Source organism: Streptomyces sp. NPDC058534 (assembly GCF_042717365.1).
Taxonomy (GTDB): Bacteria; Actinomycetota; Actinomycetes; order Streptomycetales; family Streptomycetaceae; genus Streptomyces.
In genome coordinates this window covers 1-20,209 of sequence record NZ_JBHXNW010000043.1, presented here as the reverse complement: position 1 = coordinate 20,209, position 20,209 = coordinate 1, and the positions used below count along the sequence as shown (strand labels likewise).

The window sequence follows — 20,209 nt, the reverse complement described above, 5'->3', positions numbered from 1 at the left end:
TCACTCTCTGGGTCTTTTGTGGCCTGCGCGCGCTCTCTCCTGCGCGGCGGGGGGGGGCGGGCCCCCCCCCGCCGCCCCCCCCCCCCCCCACCGCTGTTTCGCGCGGGTGTCACAGCCGTACCCGGGTCCGCCCCGCGGGCACCTCTGTCCTGCGCGGACGCCCGCGCTCCGGGAACACCTCTATGTGCGCCCGTCCATCCGCGTTGACCTCGAAGGAGGCCCCGGCCCTGTGGAGCAGGAAGTCGCGGACCGTGACGCGGGCGCCATTGGCCCGGAACACCACCCTGCCGTCCCGGACGAGTGTGGTCCGCTTCGGCCCCGCGGAGACGGAGTACGTGTGCCCCCGCAGTCGCACGTTGTCGATGCTGTTGGTGCCGGGCAGTGAGAGGGTGCCGAACACGATGCCCGAGGGGTCGCCGTCCCAGGGGTTGTCGGAGATCAGTTCGTGCAGGCTCTGCACGGCCATCGAGTTGGCCCAGGAGTAGGTGCGCCAGGCGGTGTCGACGGCGGAGTCCATGATCGGCTGTCCGGGCTCGGGGTCGAAGGACTCGGGGAACCAGTCCTTGTCCCAGGCGTCGAGGTACATCGCGGTGCTCCGGGCGGCGAACTCACCGGCCACGTCGTCGAATCCGTACCGCTTGACACCGTCGTACACGGTGACGTTCATGGGGGGCCAGGCGGCGCCCTTCCACTGCTCGGCGGCGTTGTTCTCACCGTATCGGTCGAAGAATCTGTAGTGCTCGGAGCGCGGGTTCACCGGGCCGCCGCTGCAGTAGGCCGGGTCGTTGCGGGCGACGCTCGGGATGACGTACTCGCCCCAGAACTTCTCCGGGTCGAGCAGGTGCTCCCGCACCAGGATCTTCGCCCTCTCCCGGGTCGCGATGCCGGCGAACAGGGGGTAGAAGACGGTCGGTGTGACCACCTCGTTCCAGGTCCCGTCGAGGTAGCGGCTCAGGTACATGCGTCGCCGCGGATGCCACAGCCGCTCGTTGAGCAGCCGCCGGATCGTCTCGTACCGCGCGGTGAACCGGGCCGCGTCCGCCTTCTCTCCCAGCACGCGGGCCATCCTCGCAGGCGTCTCGGCCATCAGCGCGTAGTACGAGTTGAGTGCCACGTCGGTGAGGTCGGTGTTGTCGCGGAGGTCCCCGCTGCCGCGCTTCTTGGCCCAGATACACCACCTGGGAGTAGAGGTTCGGTTCACGGTGAAGCACCGCAGGTCGCCCGTGTCATGAACCATTCGGCCACGACGCCTGGCGGATAAAACGATTCACAAGTCCGTGAGTTGCCGCGGCCGGGTGAACGGGGTCAGGCGGTGATGTGCCACACCGCCCACACCGCGCAGACCCGGGCGCTACACGCCTAGCTGCGCCGGCGCAACGCCAACTCCCGGCACCCCGAGGTCCTGGCCTCCCAGCGACGCGAACGCGCTCGCGTCCGCAGCGAGAAAGGCATCCGTTTCGGCGGCCGGCTTCGGTCCCTGACTGCCTGAGGGCCGGTGGCACCGGGAATCCTCCGGTGCCGGGCGGGAGGCAGCGCGTCAGACATCACTGCTGCCGAGGCAGCGGGCCGCGAGCGCGGTGACGTGGGACGCCAGGTCGGACAAGGATGGATCGCTCAGCCCGGCGGCATGCGCCAGCCGGGCCACGTCGTCCACCCAGATGCCGGTGGCCCGGTCACCCTCGCTGATGCGGGCGAAGCCCCGGTCCAGCAGGCCGCGGGCCTCGGCGTCGCGCTTCCGTGCCACCGCTTTGACCGCGCCGAGGGCATTGGCCAGGGCACTGGCGGGCCGTGACCACTCGCCCTCACGGGCGCGTGCTGCCGGATTGTCCGCGTCGTAGTACAGGTCGTCCGCGACCGAGGCGGTGCGGACATCCAGGTCGAGCCGCCAGAACAGCGGCACCCCCACGAAGCGGACGAACAGCAGGCGGCGGCGGTCGGAGCGGTGGAAGTCCGGGTCGCTGCGGGCGCTGTCGACTGGCCGGACCTCTCCCAGCGCCTCCATCATGTGGGCCAGGCAGTCCGGGAACCGCGCATCCGGCACCACCCACGCGATATCGATGTCGCTGAAGGCGTCTGCGGTGCCCGACGCCAGCGAGCCGATCAACTTCGTCACTGAACCCGGACAACACCGTTCCAACGCGATGCGCACCTCGGCGGCCAAAGCGGCACGACCGGTCGCCCTCGTCATGCGGTACACCGTAGTCCGACCCGTCTCACCCCGACCACTCAGCAGTCCGCACCGAAACCGACTGCCCAACCGGTGATCGTTTCCGGTCACGGCACTCCGAGCGCGGCCAGGGCACCGGCCAGCAGGAAGATCACGCGGGTGACGTCAAGGGGTCGGCGCGGGCCGATCACATCTGTCTCTTCGGGCCTGCCGCGGACGTGCGGAAACACGTGTTCCGCGGCAGCGCGCAGGCGTTGCCGCGGAACACGTGGTGAGGGGCCGGCCAAACCCGGCCGGGGCGGGGTGTACCGCCGGTTCAGCGCTCCAGTACGGTCGTCCGGTTCAGCGGGAGATGCAGCGTCTCGCGGAACGAGCACAGGACCACGACGGCGGACACCGCGGCCAGTGCCATGAGGTAGAAGCCGGGGGCCAGCGGCGTGCCGGCGAGGGAGACCAGTCCGGTGGCGACGAAGGGTGCGGTGCCGCCGAAGAGGACGTAGGCCGCCGTGTAGCCGATCGCCGAGCCGCTGGCGCGCAGCTGCGCGGGGAACATCTCCACCATCGCGGGCACGTTGGAGGTGCCGATCACCGAGACGAGCACGGCGAGCACGGCCGTGCCGGCGATGGCGCCGCCGAGTCCCCGGCCGATGAGCCAGAACGCGGGCAGCGTCGTCACCGCGAATCCGACGCAGGCGGCGAGCAGCATCGGTTTGCGGCCGAACCGGTCGCTGGCCGCGGCCATCACCGGACAGGCGACGCTGTAGGCGAGCATCGCGATGACACTGGTGAGCATCGCCTGGGACTTGGTGTAACCGACCTCCTCCGACATGTAGGCGATCATGTAGCTGCTCATCAGGTAGTAGGAGACAGCGTTGGTGATGCTGTACCCGAACAGCGTGAGTATCTGCCTGCGGCAGGCACGCCACGCCCCCCGCAGGGGCGCGTCCTGCACCACATCGCGCCGCTCCATCGCTCGGAACACCGGGGTGTCGTCGATACGGCTGCGCAGGTAGAGACCGATGAGACCGAGCGGACCGGCCAGCAGGAACGGGATGCGCCAGCCCCAGCTCTCGAGGGCGGACTCACTGAGCGTGGACGTGATCACCAGACCGGTCAGCGCGCCGGCGACGGAGGCCAGGCCGACCGTGAGCGCGACGACGCTCGCGTACCGGGCGCGGCGGCCCTCCGGGGCGTACTCCATGATGAACGCGGAGGCGCCGGTGTACTCGCCGCCCGTGGAGAACCCCTGCACGGCCCGCAGCAGGAAGAGCAGCACGGGCGCGGCGATGCCGAGGGTGGCGTAGCTGGGCAGGACGCCGATCAGCAGGGTCGCCCCGCTCATGCACAGCACGCTCAGCGCCAGCATGCGGTTGCGGCCGATCCGGTCACCGTAGCGGCCGAAGAACGCCGCGCCGATGGGCCGGGCGATGAACCCGCCGGCGAAGACGGCCCAGGTGGCGAGCAGGGCCGCGGTCTTGTCGTACTGGGGGAAGAACAGTCCGGCGATGGTCGCGGACATGATCGCGTAGGCGCCGGAGTCGAACCACTCGACGAAGTTGCCGATGGTGGTGGCGGCCGCGACCTTGCGCCGTACGGCGCGCTCGTCGGAGTCGGTGCCCTGCGTCGTGACGGCCTCCACCCCGGGGGCCGGGTGGCCGGTCTGTGGCGTCATGTACGTCCGTCCTTCCGGGAGGGGCCAGTGGTGCCGCTGTCGTGTGCGGCGGGCAGGTCGCGAGCGCGCAGGGCCGCCCGTTGGACCTTGCCGGTCGCCGAGCGCGGCAGTTCGTCGACGAACTCGACGAGCCGCGGGTAGGCGAACCGGGAGTGGTTGGTGCGGGCGAAGCCGGAGATCTCCCGCGCCAGCTCCTCGTCCGGCGTGTAGCCGGGGTTGAGCTCGATCCACGCCTTGACGGCCTGGCCGCGCACCGGGTCGGGTACGCCCACCACTGAGGCGTCGGCGACGGCGCGGTGACCGCGCAGCGCGGCCTCCACCTCGTAGGGCCCCACCCGGTAGCCGGACGTCTTGATGACGTCGTCGGTCCGGCCGAGGAACCAGAAATACCCCTCCTCGTCCATCACCGCCTGGTCCTTGGTGTGGTACCAGGTGCCGCCGAAGGCCTCGGCGCTCGCCTCGGGCCGGTTCCAGTAGCCGAGCGGGAACTGGGGGTTGGACCCGGACCGCAGGCAGACCTCGCCCGCCTGCCCGGCGGACACCTCACGGCCCTCCGCGTCGAGCAGGGTGACGTCCCAGCCGGGCAGCGGGCGTCCCATGGAGCCCGGCTTGACCGGCACGCCCGGGAAGTTTCCGAGCAGTGGGTAGGACTCCGTGGACCCGTAGTAGTCGAGCAAGGTGACGCCGAACTGCTCGCGGAACCACTCGATGAGGTCGGCGGTGAGCGGTTCGTTCGACGAGCACACCACCCGCAGAGACTGCGGGAAACGGGCTCCGGCATCCGGGACATCCTGCCTCATCTTACGCAGGAAGGTGGGATTGACCAGGGCCGTTGTGACCTTGTTACGGGACATGGCGGCCAGCAGCCCGGCGGGGTCGAAGCCGCCGGCCGGGCGGTGGACGAGGTGGACCGCGCCGGCCCTCAGCGGCCCCATCAGCTTGGCCATGGACCAGGCCCAGTCACCCGCCCCGTAGAAGACGTCTCCGGGCCGCAGATCGTGGCAGCAGCGGAACTCGTTGTGGCCGAGCAGGGTGCGGTGGGCGTGGACGATGCCCTTGGCCGCACCGGTGGTGCCGGACGTGTAGAAGATCAGGGCCGGGTCGTCCGGCGCGGTGTCCACGGTGGCGAACTCCGGCGGGCGTTCGCCGATGGCGGGGTCGTCGACGTCGACGAGCGTCCCGCCGAAGTCCCGGACCCGGTCCAGGGCGCCGGTCTCGGTGATCAGGACACCGGCGCCGGAGTCGGCCAGCCGGTAGCGGACGGGATCGTCCGCCCACAGCAGCGACATGGTGACGAGGATCGCGCCGGTACGCAGCACACCCAGGTAGGTGGCCGGGGTGTCGGGCCGCTGCGGCAGCAGTACGGCGACCCGATCGCCCTTGCGTACGCCGAGCGCGTGCAGGTGGGCGGCGACCTGCCGGGACCGGTCCTGGACCTGCCGCCAGACGACTTCCTCACGGTGGCCGGTGTGGTCCTCGAAGATCAGGGCGAGCCGGTCGCCGTCGTGCCGGTCGGCGACGTCGGCGGCCATGTTGTACCGCTCGGGCACGTGCCACTCGTGGTGGTCCACGAGCCCGCGGTAGGCGGCGGCGCCGTCCGCTGCCTCGTCGGTGTGTCGGGTGGTGCTGGTGGTCATGGCTTCCTCGTGGGGAGTACGGCGGTGAGTACGGGTCCGTGGCGGGGTCAGCGGCGCCGGCCGGCGAGGAAGCGGGCCATCTCACGCTGCGGCTCACCCGTGGCGTAGGCGGCGGTGTGCACCTTCTTCGCCGCGGCGATCGCCTCGTCGAGACCGTCGTCGTCGAGCTCGCGCAGCCGGCCCTTCGTCAACGCGACGGCGCCGAGCGGGAGTTCGGCGAGCCTGGCCGCCTCGGCCAGCGCCTCGGTCAGCACGTCCTCCTGGGCGACCAGCCGGTTGAGCAGACCGAGACGCTGCGCCTCGGTGCCGTCCACGAGTCGTCCGGTGAGGGCGAACTCGGCGGTCTTGGCGCGGCCGAGGATGCCGCGCATGGCCCAGATGCCGGTGATGCTGGGGATCCCGGAGAGCACCTCCGGCTGTCCCATCCGCACGTCGGCGTGGCCGATACGGAGGTCGACGAGGAGGGCGAACTGGAATCCGGAGCCGGCGGCGACCCCGTTCACCGCGGCGACGGTGGGCTTGTCCAGGCCGCGCAGGGTGCGGAACAGGCGGCCGAAGTCGTCGATCCACTCCTCGGCGGCGGTATGGTCGTCGGGGTCGATCGCAGCGGTCTCGGCCAGGTCCTGGCCGGCGCAGAAGGCGCGGCCCACGCCGGTGAGCACGACGGCGCGGCACGCCGGGTCGGTGCCCGCCTCGTCCAGGGCTGCGACGAGCCGGCCGCGCATCTGGGCGGTCCAGGCGTTGAGCTTGTCGGGCCGGTTGAGGGCGATCTCGGCGACGTAGGCGTCCTCGGCGACGGCCGGCGCAGGGTGCCGGGTGATGAGCACGGTGCTGGTCTCGGTCATGTCGGATGCCTTTCTCACGGTGTGCGGGCGGGGCCGGGCAGCGGCGGGCACCGCACACAGGGGGCTGATGTCAGGGGGTCGGTGTCCGCTGCGGACCCGCCCCGGGGAGCCATGCAAACAGCGAGCGGTGTGATCCGGCCAACACCAATGAGGACTGGTGGTGATATCGGAGCGATATGGTCGGCGTTATGGTCGCTCCATGGAGCTTCGTCATCTGCGCTATTTCGCGGTCCTTGCCGAGGAGCTGCACTTCGGCCGGGCCGCGGAACGGCTGCACATGGCCCAGCCGCCGCTGTCCCAGCGCATCCGCGACCTGGAACGCGAGCTGGGCGTGCGCCTCTTCGACCGGACCCGGCACCGCGTCCAGCTCACCGAGGCGGGCGCCCTGCTGCTGGAGCACGTACGGCCGGTCCTGTCGGGGGTGGACACGGCGCGTGAGGCGATGCGCAGGATCCGGCCGGGCGAGGCCGGCGTGCTGCGGGTGGGGGTGCCTCCGGACACTCACCCGGTCGTGCTGCCGACCCTGACCGAGGGATTCGCCCGCCGGGTGCCCGACGTCCTCATCGATCTCCACGAGCTCACCACGGACGAGCAGTTGGCCCGACTCCGCGAGGGCGAACTGGAGGCGGGCGTGGTGCGTCATCCGTCGGACACCGTGGGCCTGGAGTCCGGGCCGTTGGCGCGGCGCGAGCTGGGCGTGGTGCTGCCCGCGGACCACCCCCGGGCCGGACCGGAGGGGCGGCCGGTGCGGCTGCGGGACCTCAGCGACTCACCGCTGGTGATCTTTCCCCGCGCGATGGCACCGCGCCTGTACGACCACGTCCTGACGATCTGCCGGGACGGGGGCTTCCTGCCGGGCGCGATCCGGCACGCACGCAACCCGAACTTCGTGCACGGTCTGGTCCTGGCCGGCCGGGGCATTCACCTCAACGAGGCGCCGGCCACGCCGCTGCCGGGTGGCCTGGTCTGGCGACCACTGGCCGGGGCACCGCTGGCCTGGCTGACATCGGTGGTGTGGGTGCCCAGCCGGCACAACGAGGCGATCGCCGCGTTCGCGGAGACGGTCACCGAGGGCCTGGCACGCGCCGGTCACCGCATCGGGGAGCCCTCCGCCGGGTGAGTCCGGTCCGCGGCTCGGCGGTCACCGGTCCGGGGGCGGCACGGTTGTCTGCTCCGACCAGATGACCTTTCCGGTCTCGGTGTAGCGGGTCCCCCAGCGGTCGGCCATTTGGGCCACGAGGAACAGGCCGCGGCCTCCCTCATCGGTCGAGGCCGCGTAGCGCAGGTGCGGTGCGGTGCTGCTTCCGTCGGAGACCTCACAGATCAGGGTCCGGTCGTACAGCAGCCGAACCCGGATGGGATCGGTGCCGTAGCGCACTGCGTTGGTCAGCAGTTCACTGAGGATCAGTTCCGTGACGAAGGCTTCCTCGTCCAGGCCCCACGCGGACAGCCGGTCGGTGACCTCGCGGCGGATGTGGGAGACGGCGGCCGGGTCCCGTTCCACGTCCCAGGCGGCCACTCGGGACGGATCGAGCACACGGGTACCGGCCACCAGGAGGGCCACGTCGTCGTCGGGCGACCCGGACGGCAGCATCGCCAGCACTTGCGCGCACGTCTCCTCGGGGGTGCGCCCGGCCCGGCCCAGGCTGCGCCGCAGCAGCTCCATGCCCTCGTCGATGTCCCTGCTTCGGGCCTCCACGAGTCCGTCCGTGTACAGCACGATCCGGCTGCCCTCGGGCAGGTCGAGATCGACCGCCTCGAACGGCAGGCCGCTGCCGACGCCGAGAGGCAGTCCGGCGGGGCTGTCCGGGAAGTGGACGGACCCGTCGGGCAGCACCAGCGCGGGGCTGGGGTGTCCCGCCCTGCTCAGGGAGCACCGGCCCGCCACCGGGTCGTAGATCGCGTAGAGGCAGGTTGCCCCGGCGATCTCGGCGCTGTCCGCGCCGCCCTCCTGGTCGATCCGGGAGACCAGTTCGTCGAGGCGTGCGAGGAGTTCGTCGGCCGGCAGGTCGAGAGCGGCGAAGTTCTGCACGGCGGTACGCAACCGTCCCATGGTGGCGGCGGCATGCAGGCCGTGCCCCACGACGTCGCCGACCACCAGGGCGACACGGGCCCCCGGCAACGCGATGACGTCGAACCAGTCCCCGCCCACCCCGGCTTCCGCCGGCACGTACCGGTAGGCGAGGTCGAGGGCGTTTTGCTCGGGCATTCCTCTCGGCAGGAGGCTGCGCTGCAGGGTCACGGCCGTCTCGTGCTCGCGGGTGTAGCGACGGGCGTTGTCGACGGATACCGCTGCCCTGGCGACCAGTTCCTGGGCGAACGCCTCGTCGTCCTCGTCGAACGCCGCCGCGTTCTCCGAACGCCAGAAATTGACGATGCCGAGGACCACGCCGCGCGCGTGCATGGGAACGCCGAGAACACTGTGGAAGCCGTACCCGATGATCCGTTCGGCGTGCTCCGGGTCCCTGCCGTACCAGCTGAGCAGGGTCTCCACGTCCGCCGTCGGCAGGGAGTGCCGCTCGATGCCGCCCAGGGAGCCGGTGCTGGTGGGCAGATTGCCGGTCACCCGGCCCAGGGGGTACAGCGGGTGGTGCTCATGCAGGCCGGCGACGGCGGCCCGCCGCATCTCCACGAGTGTGCCCTCCGACTTGCTCGGTTCGTCCCCGTGGAACACGGCCTCGGCCAGGTCCACGGTGGCAAAGTCCGAGAACCGGGGCGTGGCCACCCGGGTCAGCTCCTCGGCGGTCGTGGTCACGTCGAGGGTGCTGCCGATACGCGCCCCGGCCTCGTAGAGGAGCAGGAGACGCTCCCGCACCACCTCGGCCCGGCCGATGACCGCACGCAGGTCGGTGGTGTCCCGGAGGGTGGCGACGGCACCCGGCGGGCCCCCACTGTCGCCGGTGCCCCGGACATTGACCGCGAGCAACCGCTCGCTCACAGGCACCACTTCGTCGGTGGTCGGCTGTCCGGACTCCAGGAGCTCGGCGATCCGTGAATTCAGGCCGGACTCGGCCACCGGCCGTGCTTCGCTGTCCGGCGGAAGCCCGAGCAGCCTGCGTGCCTCGTCGTTGGCGAGCACGAGCCTGCCCTTGCCGTCGACGATCAGCACTCCCTCCCGGACAGCGTGCAGTACCGCGTCGTGGTGCGCGTACATGCGCGTCATCTCGGCGGGACCCAGACCGCGGGTCTGCCGGGACAGGCGCCGGTTCACCAGCGCCGAGCCGCCGAGGGCGAGGAGGAGTGCGCCGACGGCGCTGCCGAGAATGACCGGCATCTGGCGGCTGACGGACTGATCGATGTCACGGAGTGTGACCTCGACGCCGACGACACCGGCGACCGTACCGTCGCTCCGGAAGACGGGGACCGTCGAGTCGACGGCCGGCCCGACGCTGGCGTCGAGTTCCGCCGTCACGGGAATGCCTTGCAGGGCCTTCTCGTAGGGGCCCAGAATGCGCTTCCCGATGAGATCCGAATTGGGATGCGTGTAGCGGATTCCCTGGGTGTTCGACACGACGACGAAGGCCACGTCGGCCGCTTTGCGGACCGCCTCGGCCCGGGGCTGCAGCACGGCCGTCGGATCCGGACTGTCCAGGGCCGCCGCGGTCCCGGGAGCGTTGGCGAAGGTCTGTGCGACCGACAAGGTCCTGCTTCGGGCCGCTTGGTTGGTGTCGCGCTGCACCTGGAGTACCAGGGCCACCACCGCGGCGACGGCGAGCAGCAGCACCAGCACCACTTGAAGCAGGAACACCTGTCCGGCGATGCTCCGCATCTTCGGCCGCGGCCTGGGTGGCCCTGGGTACGCTCCCGAGCCTTGGGACCTTCGGAACAGGCCGGACACTAGGCCCCGAACTGTACGATTCGCGGACATGAGCACCATTATGGTCACCACGCGGCGGGCCCCACTCCGCGACACCGCGTGACCGCCCTGCCTTGCCGCGCACCGAGCCGCCGTTGGCTCAGCCATCGCGTCCCCTCCGTGATCCGGAGGAACGCGGCCGCGTAATCGGGCGGCTCTATGTGCGGAGCCGTGTAACGGCCGGCCGGGGCGTCTGCCGGAACGGGGATGTCGAGGGTGTTGGGACGGGGCATGAAGGTGAAGTCCGAGAGCACCTTCGACGACACGACGGGTGCGCCGGTCGCCTCGTTCTTGATGGTGACACGGTAGTGGTGAACCATCTGATCGTCCTTGGCCTGGGCGATCCGCACCGCGGTGCCACCCTCCGCGGTTTTCGCCACCGACAGAGGCCGGCGCGTGGTGAAGTGTGGCGCCACCTTGTGTGCCCGCGCTCGCGTAGGGCGGCTGCCAGTCGGCGGACCACTGGCCTTCCGTGTAGATGTCCCCTGAGGGAAGGCGCTGAGGTCCGCCGCAAGAAGAGGGTTCGATGCCTGCTCGCCGTCCATGACCGTGTCCGTCGTCGGACGGTGCCCCTGGACCAGTACAGGCTTGCCCGCGTTGGCCGGATCCGCGGTGATGGCGGCGAGGCACTTCTTGAGCCAGGCGCGCTGGGCGGTGCTGAAGTCGTACGTCTCGGTGTTGACGGTGAGGACGTGGAGACCGTTCACCTCTGACTCGTAGTAGCCCCCGCCCGAGTCGGGGAACCAGGCCTTCGGATAGCCGTACCTGATCGCTTCGAGGCTCGCGTCGTGGTTTCCGTTGGAGATCAGCAACTGCGTGCCGGTCATACCCGATGGCGTCCGGCTCCGGGAAGATCGAACCGATGGTGTCGAACATGACGACGAACCGGGCCAGCGGCTTCTCCCGCGTCTTGATCAGGTAGCCGTACAAAACCGGGGCACTGGCCTTGTCGCCGCGGAACGCCACCGCGGTGACGTGGGTGCTCTCGGCGATCCGCAACGGGCGGCCGGACCGGAAAACGCGGCTGTCGCGGGTCGGGGTGGTGCCGTCGAGGGTGTACCGGGCGGTGACTCCTCGCTCGGCCTTGAAGCGCAGTGCGACAGCGTGGTCGTTGCGTCCGCCGGGAACGCTGACTCCGAGAGCGGCAGGCTGTCCGGTGCGAGCGGAGTACCGTTCTGATCGTCCGGCTGCGCAAATCGGCAGGGCGACGGGCCGGCAGGGGGAGCCGATCCGGTGAACCCACACGGGACGCACTGCTCGAAAAGGCAACTTCGCTTGCGGGTATGCGACTTGTCGGTAGTCCGCCATCCTGGGCTCGGATCACCGAGGCGGAGGAGCGTCATGCTGTTCGACGTGTTGGGACTGACCGAGGAAGAAGCGCTGACCTATCGGGCCCTGCTGGCCCGGCCGTCGTGCGCTCCGGCGGAACTCGCCGACGAGTTCGGAATGCAGGAACCGAAGGCACTGTGCATGCTGGGCCGTCTGGAGCAGTTGGGCCTGGCAGCGCGTAGTGGAGAGGACACCAGCCGATTCGTGGCCTCGCCGCCGGCGGTGGCCATGGGGGTGTTCCTGGCACAGCGGCAGAACGAGCTGCGTCTCGCCGAGCTCGAACTCAGTTCACTGGAGGAGACCTACCGGGCCTCGGCGAGCGGCCGTACGCTCGCCGACGTCGTCGACGTGGTGCAGGGTGCCTCCGCGATGCGCCAGCGCTTCGAGCAATTGCAGAACGGTGCGCGCCGCGAAGTACTGACCTTTGTCAAGGCTCCGATGCTGGTCGTGCCACCGGAGGAGAACACCGCCGAGAATGTCGCCGTGGCCCGGGGTGTCACCTACCGGGCCGTCATCGAACGCCCCCACCTTGAGGACAATCCTGCCCTGCTGGCCGAGATCAGGGACCTGACCGCGCGTGGATCGCAGGTCCGGGTCGTCGATTCATTGCCGCTCAAGCTCTTCGTCGTCGACCGTGAACTGGCACTGGTCCCGGTCGCCGACGCCGCCTCGCCGGCGGATTCGGGCGCGCTGATGGTGCACCGCAGTGGTCTGCTGGACGCGCTCATCGCCCTCTTCGAGACGACATGGGCTTCCTCCCATCACATCGTGGCCGAGGCGGGCTGCCTCCGGGAGATCGAACCCGGCGCGGTCGACGAGGAGGACGTTCAGATTCTGAGCCTGCTCGTGGCAGGGCTCAACGACAAAGCCATCGCCACCCAACTGGGCACGTCACTGCGTACGGTCCAGCGGCGAGTGCACGCCCTGCTGCACCTGGCCGACGCACAAACACGCCTGCAACTGGGCTGGAGAGCAGCACGGTTGGGCTGGATCTGAGAAGTACTGCCGTCGGCGCCGGTCACGTACCGGAATGCGGAGGCCCATGCACGCCCACGGTCTGCTCCACCATGGGGACGAGCCGAGCCCCGATGCGCTCGCCGGATGCCACCGCACGGGCTGGTCGCAGCAGTCGCAACCGGACGGTAGCCGCAGACATCCGATTTCTGCCGTTGAGGGTTGACCACAGTGGTTGGCGCCGCGCAAATGCCCTGCCAAGCGTCATACCCCACGTCGAGGGCGGCAATGACGATGCCGAGGACGGACTGTTCGGCCTCCGCGATGCCGTTTCGACAGCGGATGGCGAATAAGGTGACGTAGGCGGCGAGCGCGACGTGCGTGACAGCGATGATGCGTAGCGTGCGCGACGCGCGGGCCCCACAGGCAGCATGAGCGGATGCAGAGAACTGTCACGCGACCGCGGCGGGGTGACCTCGATAGGCGGAGCTGAGACGGAGCCGATCGGGGCGATGCTGGATACGAGGCTGTCAGCGGTGACGAACGCTCGAGGGCCCGGTCGTACTTGAGCGGTGACCGGCCGCGCGCTGATGGTTGTGATCAGTTCTGGTCGAGAGGCAGGGCGACGTCGAACAGCGTGGTCGCGGTCGACGCGTTGAGGTCGTTGTTCGTGTAGGCGGCTCCGGTCACGCCCAGCGGTGTGTCGGGTTGGTCAGCTTGCCGTCGACGATGGTGGTGAACGGCGCGGCCGGGTCGTCGATGTCGTGGCGCAGGTTCTGTCCGGTGTCGCTGATCACCCGCAGACGGTTCGCGGCTGGGTTGAAGTCGACTCCGGAGTTCGTACCCGCACCCGCCATGCCACGTTTCCGCCGACGTCCAGGCGTGGCTCGTACGTGAAATCGAAGAACGCCTCCCGCGCGCCCGCCTCCTCGCCGCGTACCCGTACGGGTACCTTCCGCACCGCCGATCGCGGCGAAGAACGCCGAGTTCGCCGCCTCCAGCATGTGCGCCGGGCCGGCCAGGGAGGCGAACACGGCCGTCGACTGCCCGAACAGCGCGCGCACATCGTCCTTCGGCCCGTCCCCGGCGGCCTCACGTCCCTCTGCCGCCCTGTCGGGCCGGGATGGATGCTGCCCTGGTACGCGGGTCATGTGCGCCGCCCCTCGTTGGTCGATCCTGCGGGACCCTCGGCCACCGCAACGGTGTCATGCGTGTCCGTGGCCGCACCGAGCGCCTCGTCCACGTCCGCGTGGACGGAGAAGAGCTGGTCGAGACCCGTCAGCGCGAACAGACGGGCCACCGAAGCGGGCACGGCCGCCAGCCTCAGCACCCTGTCCTGCGCGGACAACCGCTGGAAGAGACGCAACAGGCCGCCGATTCCGGAGGAATCGCAGAACACCAACCGCGCGCAGTCCGCCACCACCGGCAACCCTTCCGTCCTGCTCAGCTCCCTGCCGGTCGCCTCGTGCAGTTGCACCACGCTGTCGAAGTCGAGCTCCCCGCGCAACGCGAACACCACGCCCTGCGTGTGCGGCCTGAGGAGAACCGGTGTACCTACTCATGATTCGCCCCCACCGCCCGCGTCAGCCGAAGTCCTCCAGGACGGCGGGCTCCCTCTGACGGCTGAGGCCGTGCCAGTCCAGGCACAGGACGGTGGCGTCGTCCTTCGGGTGGCCGTCGCAGGCGTCGGTGACCGCGGCGGTCAGGGTGCGTACGACCTCGCGGGGGTGCTCGGCGGCGGTGTCACGGATGATTCCGGGCAGGTCGACGGTTGCCGCCTGGCGTTCCTCCATGCCATCGGTGTAGAGGACGAGGCGGTCGCCGGGGCGCAGGTCGAAGTCCTGCACCTGGTAGGGGCCCTGGGCGGCGACGCCGAAGGGCAGGTTGACGTTCAGGCGGAGTCTCTCCACGTTGCCGTCGCGCAGCCGTAGCGGCCATGGGTGGCCGGCGTTGACGAGCTGCGCGCTCCTCCCGTCCAGAGCGATACGCAACAATTGCCCGGTGGCGAAGGTCCGTCGGCCGTGGTCGAGGAGGGCCTGGTGGGTCTGACGGGCCTGTTCGGCGAGGTCCGCCCCGGCGCGACGCGCGCCGCGAGAGGCGTTGACCAGAAGGGTGGCCATCAGGGCGGCGTCGACGTCGTGGCCCATGGCGTCGGTGACGGACAGGTGCAGGGTGCCGTGGTCGAGGGTGTAGTCGTAGGTGTCACCGGCGATGTCGGCGGCCGGAACCAGGCCGCCGGCGAGGGCGAACTCGGCGGCCTCGCACGAAGGGGCCGAGGGCAGGAGCTGGCGCTGGATCTCCGCGGCGAGGCTCACCGGGGCGGTGCGCTGGCCCCAGTGGTACAGGTCGGTGAAGCGGCGGTCGGTGACGATGATGTACGCCAGCGCGTGGGCGGCCTCCTCAACCTGCTCCAGCACGTCCTGCGCGACCTGGTCGAGGAACAGCTCCAGGACACCGATGGTGTCGCCGCGGTTCGTGACCGGAGCAAGGACCCGGTGCCCCTGTTCGCCCTCCGGCACCCGCACCGGTCTCTGGGTACGCAGGACCTGGTCGTAAACGCTGCCGGCGAGGGGGATCCGGCCGGCTCGGTGACCCCGAGGTGTGTCCGCCTCCTCGTTGACCCGCAGCAGGCGACCGCCGACGATGTCGACGAAGAGGAACGACACGTACCGCGCGCCGAACCGTTCGCGCAGATTCCGCGCCACGACATCCACGGAGCCCATTGGCGCGGCATCCTCCGCCGCGGCCAGCACATCCGCCAGCTTGATCCGATCACGCACCACAAGAACCTCCCAGGTTACGGAACCTCCTTCCCAGCGACGGGGCAGGCATCACCGTCGCGGCACGTCCTGACGACGCCGTATGAAACCGGAGTGAGTTCCCTGGTCCCGCGCGCGGTGTCACGCATGGGCCCCCGCCCTCAGGGCAACCGACAGACACGCCTCACGTTAGGGAGTCCCATTATGATGATCGTCGGAATCGTCGCCGTATGCGTCGTTCTCGCGGTACTCGCTTTCCTCGTACCGCGCCTGTCTCATCGTCCGCAACGCGGTACCCAGCGCACGCTGGGCGTCGGATCGCGGGCCGGCGGCAAGGCGCCCGGCATCCTGGGCCGCGCTTTCAGCAAGCCCTTCCGCAGCAGTTCCAAGGCTGTCGGTCGCAGCGGTTCGGCCGGTCGTCGGGCCCGTGGCCGCATGCCCTTCTGACGCCGCAGTGTCGGCCGACGCCGCGCGCACCGTCACTTACAGAGGTGCCGGCTTTCCGCCGGTGTGGCTTCTGAGTTGGGTGGAGTGAAGGCCACGCCATAGGGCTTGCGGGCAGCACGCCGCGCCGCAAGCCCTATGGCGTCGGCGGTGACTCGGATCCACCGATGAAGCGACAGTGTTCCAACCACGCGCCATTTGCGGACCGTTGGTCAGAGCGAGTCGCCGGCCTGCGGTCGAGGAGCGGTACCAGGAGGGGTGGATCGCCCATGCGTTGGATTCGGTGGCGTGCCGGTCGGCGCCAGGCAATGGCCGCGACCGTGGCTACACCTCAGTCCATGTTCGAGCGCGCGGAGACGCTGGAGCACCGAGGTGACATCCAGGGACCTCCAGGAGCGTCCCAACGCGTGGAACAACATCGGTGCGCTCCTCGTCGGCCAGGGCGACGTGGCCGGCGGAGCCGCCGCGTACCAGCAGGCGATCGACTGCCAGCACCGCGGAATGCGGACCCGTGGCTGGACGAACCTGCAAGCGGTGTTCAAGAGACGAACATGGCCAAGGCTGGAGACCTTGGCTTCGAGGCGATCCAGCAGCTCGGGAACCAGGTGCCGCTACTGGTGCAAAACGACGGCAGTGAGCATGTGCAGCTGTGGCTCGAGCCGTTCGTCCAGGACTACTGCGACTGTGTCACCGTCTGGGCCACGTCCTGGTTTGCGACGGTTACTGACTGCGACGGCAACGAATTCCCCCAGGCCGCAAGGAGCGCGCCTGAATCATGACCTGCCTCTGCGAGTGGACGGCTGGCAGACTGACTTGGTTCGTACCAGGAAATTCGCCTGGAAACCTTTGCCGGCGATGTCACGGCCGTCGCGTTCTACGAGGCGTGCGGCTGGTCGGTGTCGGGGCAGCTGAAGTCCGACGGGCCCGAAAGGATCGAGTTTCGGCGGGCCGGTATCACCGGCGATGGACGCTCACCGCGTAGCCGCCGCCGTCATACGGGTCGGCGTCCCAGGTGGCGAAGCGGTCGGTGAGGGTGAGGCCGGCTCCGGTGCAGTAAGCGTCGTACTGCGGCAGTGTGAGGTTGGGCGCTACGGGCAGATGGTCCTGGTCCAGGCCGAAGCCCGCGACGAGCAGGCCGCCCGGGCGCAGCGCGCGGGCCAGTGCGGCCGCAACGTCCGCTTCGGTGCCCGGAGCGAGGAGGGGAAAGACGTTGCCTGCGGCGACGACGAGGTCGAAGCCGGGGGTGATGCCGGCGGCGGCCGGGTCGAAGTCGGACAGGTCGGCTTCCAGCCAGGTCAGTCGTGGCGCACTTCTCCGTGCCACAGCCAGCATGGAAGCGTCACGGTCGATGCCGACGCCGTCGTATCCGAGTCGGGCGAGTTGGATCAGGACTCGGCCGGTGCCGCAGCCTGCGTCCAGCACTCGTGCCCCGCGGGGCACCAGCGTGGCGCACAGTCGCGCCTCGCCGTGTACGTCTTGTCCGTGTTCCGCGAGTTCCGCGAAACGGGCGGCGTACTGCTCACCGGACACGCCTCCGGTCAGCTGCTCCCATCGGTTCATAGCGGCGAGTCTAAATCCACGATCGCCTGGCTCACCGGTGCACCGGCACCCGCACCCGTGCGACGCCCACGGAAGCGCGCCGCGTACGTCAGTGCCGTATGTGTGGCCAGTCGGCGAGTTCCTCGGCGCCGGCGGGCTGTGCGGCGGCCTGATCCACGGTGTCGTGGAACGAGTAGACGGGACGCAGCCCGCCGAGGAAGAAGACGCGGAGCAGCCGCTCGTCGTCGCAGGCGATCCGCAGGGAGCCATGGTGTGCCTGGATGCGCTTGGTGACCGCGACGATCATGCCGAGGCCTGCCGAGTCCAGGAACGGGGTACCGCACAGGTCCAGGACGAAGTGCCGGTGGCCCTCGGCCAGGAGCCGGACCACCGCGGCTCGCACGACGGGCGCGAACGCGATGTCGATCTCACCGCTGGCGCCGACGACGGTCCAGCCGTTCGTCACGTGGTAACCGACCGACCCGTACTCGTGCGGTCCTGCCAGGCTCTGATCAGTCACTTATCCATCCCTCACATCGCCGTCCGATTTGCCCTGTCTCATCCAGGAAACGGCACGCGACCTCGCCGTCACAAGAGCCCGGATTTCAGATGGTGAGCGAGAGCCCCCGGGACACACGTTCCGCGGTGACGAGCAGCCGCGCAACGGCATCGTCGAGCGAGGCGGTACGGCTGACGTTCAGGGAGATACCGAGCGCGCCGATGGTGTCGCCCTGGCGGACGGGCACCGCCACGCACACGGTGCCGAGGGCGTACTCCTCGACGTCGGTTACGGCAGGCCCCTGAGCCGCGGCGTCGAGGCGTCGTAGCAGTTCGCGGCGGTATGTGATGGTGCGAGGGGTGAGGTCGTGCATCGTGTGACGGGAGAGGTAGTCGGCGCGAGCCTCCTGGTCCAGTTCGCGCAGCACACATTTGCCGAGCGCCGTGGCGTGTCCCGCGTCCTCGAAGCCGACCCATAGATCGACACGCGGGGCTTTCGGGCCGTCCACGATCTCCGCGACCCGGATCTCGCCCTCCTCGTAGAAGGTCAGGTAGGCCGCGGCGGACAGGCCGTCGCGCAACTCGGTGAGCGTCGGACGGACCCTGCTGAGTGCTGCCTGATCGCGGCTTCCTCCGTACAGCGCGCCCAGCTTCTCCCCGAGAATGAAGGTGCCGTCGTCGAGTTTGCGCACGTAGCCGTCGTGCACCATGGTGCGCAGGAGATGGTAGGTGGTGGCCAGGGCCAGCCCTGTCTCACGTGCCAGCTGCTTGGCCGGGACGCCGCCCTCGTGCGCGCCGACCGCTTCCATCAGCCGGAAGGCTCGCTGCACCGACGAGATGAGTGTGGGACCGTCCTTACCACTCATCTCTCCACCCTGCTCGCGCACGCCACTCCGCGCAAGTCCGCCGGGGGCCTATGGCGAGGAGGGCTGCCGTGACGGCAAGATCATCAGGACTTCGGGTCCAGCCAGGGCCGGCGGCCCGGACCGGTCGGGTGCGTGCCCGTGACGCCCATGACGACCGAGTAGAGGCTGGTCTCCGCGGTGATGAAGAGGCGGTTGCGCTTGGGGCCTCCCCAGGAGATGTTGGCCACCGTCTCGGGGATGTTGAGGCGCCCGATCAGCGTGCCGTCGGGGTCGTAGCAGTGCACCCCGTCGGCCATCGCGGCCGCCCAGAGCCGGCCGTCGGCGTCGAATCGGAGGTTGTCGAAGCGGGCGTTCGTGCGACGGGCGGCCTCGGCGAAGATCTTGCCGTCGGAGAGGGTGCCGTTGTCCCGTACGTCGAAGACCCGGATGCACCCGGCCCGGGTGTCGGAGACGAAGAGCTGACGCTCGTCCGGCGAGAAGACGAGCCCGTTCGGCGCCGCGAAGCAGTCGGCGACCAGATCCACGTCACCGCTGTCCGGGTCGATCCGGTAGACGTTGTTGGCCGCGATCTCGCTCTCGGCGCGGTAGCCCTCGTAGTCGCTGGTGATGCCGAAGTCGGGATCGGAGAACCAGATGGAGCCGTCCGACTTCACCGCCGCGTCGTTCGGGCTGTTCAGGCGCTTGCCCTGCCAGCGATCGGCCAGCACCGTGACAGTGCCGTCGTGCTCGGTTCGTGTCACCCGGCGGTTGCCCTGCTCGCAGGTGATCAGCCGGCCCCGGCGGTCGAGGGTGTTGCCGTTGGTGTGCCCGGCGGAACGGCGGAAGACGCTGACGGCACCGGTCTCCTCGTCCCAGCGCAGCATCCGGTCATTGGGGATGTCGCTCCAGATCACCTGCCGCCAAGCAGGCAGGTAGATGGGCCCCTCGGCCCAACGGCAGCCGGTGTACAGCACCTCCGGGCCGTCGTCGCCGTTCATGCACCGCCCGGTACGGAACCGGTCGTCGAGCATCTCGTACAGCGCAGGGCTCTCACTGGTCATGGGTCCCCTCCCACAGATGAGCCGAACAATCTTCGGCATGGCACGCTCATTGTAAGATGCCATATGGTGCATGCGCCTGTAGGCCGAACGGAGAATTGTGGATCACATTGATCGTGTCCTCCTGGCGCGACTCCAGCAGGACGCCACGCAGTCCTACGCCGTGCTCGGCCAGGCCGTGGGCCTGTCCGCCGGCGCGGCTCATGAACGTGTGCGCAAGCTGCGGGAGCGAGGCGTCATCCGACGGACCACGGCCGAAGTGGACCCGGCGGCGGTCGGCTGCGGTGTCCTCGCCTACGTGATGGTCGACTCGACGGCGTGGATGGGCGACTCCGCGAAGGACTTCGCCGCGCTGCCCGAGATCCTGGAGGCGCACATCATCGCGGGCAGCGCCTCAGTGCTGGTGAAAGTCAGGACCACGACCACCGAGCAGCTACAGGACGTGCTGCGCCGGATCTACGCCATCGACGGGGTCAACGGGACCAGTGCGACGGTTGTGCTGGAGACGTTATTCGAGCGGCAGGTTTCCCCGCAGGCCGCCGATCGGTCGTGAGTCGACGTAGCCCCCACAGGGAGCTACGAGGTTGCGGCGGGCGGACGGAAGCA

At 69.7% G+C, this 20,209-nt stretch carries 19 protein-coding genes and 1 pseudogene; 5 read left to right on the top strand and 15 right to left on the bottom strand.

Going from position 1 to position 20,209, the window contains the following annotated elements; genetic code table 11:
- Positions 1-109: 109 nt before the first annotated feature.
- From ACFWR9_RS25080 to ACFWR9_RS25060, 5 genes are all read right to left on the bottom strand, one after another.
- Positions 110-1,201 (bottom strand): trehalase family glycosidase, encoded by a 1,092-nt coding sequence (locus ACFWR9_RS25080; protein WP_383845922.1) that lies wholly within the window; start codon positions 1,199-1,201, stop codon positions 110-112.
- Between the two features lie 336 nt (positions 1,202-1,537).
- Entirely contained in the window at positions 1,538-2,113 is a 576-nt protein-coding gene (locus tag ACFWR9_RS25075) for a hypothetical protein (RefSeq protein WP_383845920.1), read from the bottom strand.
- Between the two features lie 370 nt (positions 2,114-2,483).
- Entirely contained in the window at positions 2,484-3,839 is a 1,356-nt protein-coding gene (locus ACFWR9_RS25070; RefSeq protein ID WP_383845918.1) for an MFS transporter, read from the bottom strand.
- Entirely contained in the window at positions 3,836-5,476 is a 1,641-nt protein-coding gene (locus tag ACFWR9_RS25065) for an acyl-CoA synthetase (RefSeq protein ID WP_383845916.1), read from the bottom strand. Before ACFWR9_RS25065 ends, ACFWR9_RS25070 begins: the two co-directional genes overlap by 4 nt.
- Before the next feature lie 47 nt (positions 5,477-5,523).
- Entirely contained in the window at positions 5,524-6,321 is a 798-nt protein-coding gene (locus tag ACFWR9_RS25060) for an enoyl-CoA hydratase/isomerase family protein (RefSeq protein WP_383845914.1), read from the bottom strand.
- A 199-nt stretch (positions 6,322-6,520) separates the two neighbouring features.
- Between ACFWR9_RS25060 and ACFWR9_RS25055 the strand changes: the two genes are divergently transcribed.
- Positions 6,521-7,441, top strand: a complete 921-nt coding sequence (locus ACFWR9_RS25055; protein ID WP_383845912.1) for a LysR family transcriptional regulator — start codon at positions 6,521-6,523, stop codon at positions 7,439-7,441.
- Positions 7,442-7,462: 21 nt separating this feature from the next.
- Here the strand turns inward: ACFWR9_RS25055 and ACFWR9_RS25050 are convergent, their stop codons facing one another.
- From ACFWR9_RS25050 to ACFWR9_RS25040, 3 genes and pseudogenes are all read right to left on the bottom strand, one after another.
- Entirely contained in the window at positions 7,463-10,090 is a 2,628-nt protein-coding gene (locus ACFWR9_RS25050; protein ID WP_383845981.1) for a SpoIIE family protein phosphatase, read from the bottom strand.
- Between the two features lie 113 nt (positions 10,091-10,203).
- Positions 10,204-11,004 carry a hypothetical protein gene (locus ACFWR9_RS25045; RefSeq protein ID WP_383845989.1) on the bottom strand — a complete coding sequence of 267 codons (801 nt, stop codon included), beginning with the start codon at positions 11,002-11,004 and terminating at the stop codon, positions 10,204-10,206.
- A gap of 115 nt (positions 11,005-11,119) precedes the next feature.
- A pseudogene (locus ACFWR9_RS25040) lies at positions 11,120-11,485 on the bottom strand (chitobiase/beta-hexosaminidase C-terminal domain-containing protein); the annotation flags it as partial.
- A 33-nt stretch (positions 11,486-11,518) separates the two neighbouring features.
- Here ACFWR9_RS25040 and ACFWR9_RS25035 point away from each other — a divergent pair.
- A complete protein-coding gene (locus ACFWR9_RS25035; protein WP_383845910.1) occupies positions 11,519-12,502 on the top strand; it encodes a helix-turn-helix domain-containing protein in 984 nt (327 codons plus the stop codon).
- Between the two features lie 644 nt (positions 12,503-13,146).
- On the opposite strand, the gene ACFWR9_RS25030 is transcribed toward ACFWR9_RS25035, so the two are convergent.
- From ACFWR9_RS25030 to ACFWR9_RS25020, 3 genes are all read right to left on the bottom strand, one after another.
- Positions 13,147-13,257 (bottom strand): hypothetical protein, encoded by a 111-nt coding sequence (locus ACFWR9_RS25030; RefSeq protein ID WP_383845908.1) that lies wholly within the window; start codon positions 13,255-13,257, stop codon positions 13,147-13,149.
- 350 nt (positions 13,258-13,607) lie between these two features.
- On the bottom strand, positions 13,608-13,979 hold the full coding sequence (locus tag ACFWR9_RS25025) for an STAS domain-containing protein (protein WP_383845906.1): 372 nt from the start codon (positions 13,977-13,979) through the stop codon (positions 13,608-13,610).
- 64 nt (positions 13,980-14,043) lie between these two features.
- The gene (locus tag ACFWR9_RS25020) at positions 14,044-15,243 is read right to left on the bottom strand and encodes a PP2C family protein-serine/threonine phosphatase (RefSeq protein WP_383845905.1); all 1,200 of its coding nucleotides are present in this window, start codon (positions 15,241-15,243) and stop codon (positions 14,044-14,046) included.
- A 180-nt stretch (positions 15,244-15,423) separates the two neighbouring features.
- Here ACFWR9_RS25020 and ACFWR9_RS25015 point away from each other — a divergent pair, with 180 nt between their 5' ends.
- Together ACFWR9_RS25015 and ACFWR9_RS25010 are read left to right on the top strand one after the other, a co-directional pair.
- Positions 15,424-15,666 (top strand): DUF6411 family protein, encoded by a 243-nt coding sequence (locus tag ACFWR9_RS25015; RefSeq protein WP_383845903.1) that lies wholly within the window; start codon positions 15,424-15,426, stop codon positions 15,664-15,666.
- Positions 15,667-16,214: 548 nt separating this feature from the next.
- Positions 16,215-16,442 (top strand): hypothetical protein, encoded by a 228-nt coding sequence (locus ACFWR9_RS25010; protein ID WP_383845901.1) that lies wholly within the window; start codon positions 16,215-16,217, stop codon positions 16,440-16,442.
- A gap of 175 nt (positions 16,443-16,617) precedes the next feature.
- Here the strand turns inward: ACFWR9_RS25010 and ACFWR9_RS25005 are convergent, their stop codons facing one another.
- The 4 genes from ACFWR9_RS25005 to ACFWR9_RS24990 all read right to left on the bottom strand — a co-directional run bounded on the left by ACFWR9_RS25005 (position 16,618) and on the right by ACFWR9_RS24990 (position 19,606).
- A complete protein-coding gene (locus ACFWR9_RS25005; RefSeq protein WP_383845899.1) occupies positions 16,618-17,223 on the bottom strand; it encodes a class I SAM-dependent methyltransferase in 606 nt (201 codons plus the stop codon).
- 88 nt (positions 17,224-17,311) lie between these two features.
- Positions 17,312-17,722, bottom strand: coding sequence for an STAS domain-containing protein (locus ACFWR9_RS25000; protein WP_383845897.1), 411 nt, complete (start codon positions 17,720-17,722; stop codon positions 17,312-17,314).
- A gap of 85 nt (positions 17,723-17,807) precedes the next feature.
- Entirely contained in the window at positions 17,808-18,566 is a 759-nt protein-coding gene (locus ACFWR9_RS24995; RefSeq protein WP_383845895.1) for an IclR family transcriptional regulator, read from the bottom strand.
- 83 nt (positions 18,567-18,649) lie between these two features.
- Positions 18,650-19,606 carry an SMP-30/gluconolactonase/LRE family protein gene (locus ACFWR9_RS24990; RefSeq protein WP_383845893.1) on the bottom strand — a complete coding sequence of 319 codons (957 nt, stop codon included), beginning with the start codon at positions 19,604-19,606 and terminating at the stop codon, positions 18,650-18,652.
- 97 nt (positions 19,607-19,703) lie between these two features.
- On the opposite strand from ACFWR9_RS24990, the gene ACFWR9_RS24985 reads away from it, so the two are divergent.
- Positions 19,704-20,156, top strand: coding sequence for an Lrp/AsnC family transcriptional regulator (locus tag ACFWR9_RS24985; protein ID WP_383845891.1), 453 nt, complete (start codon positions 19,704-19,706; stop codon positions 20,154-20,156).
- Positions 20,157-20,209: the final 53 nt, after the last annotated feature.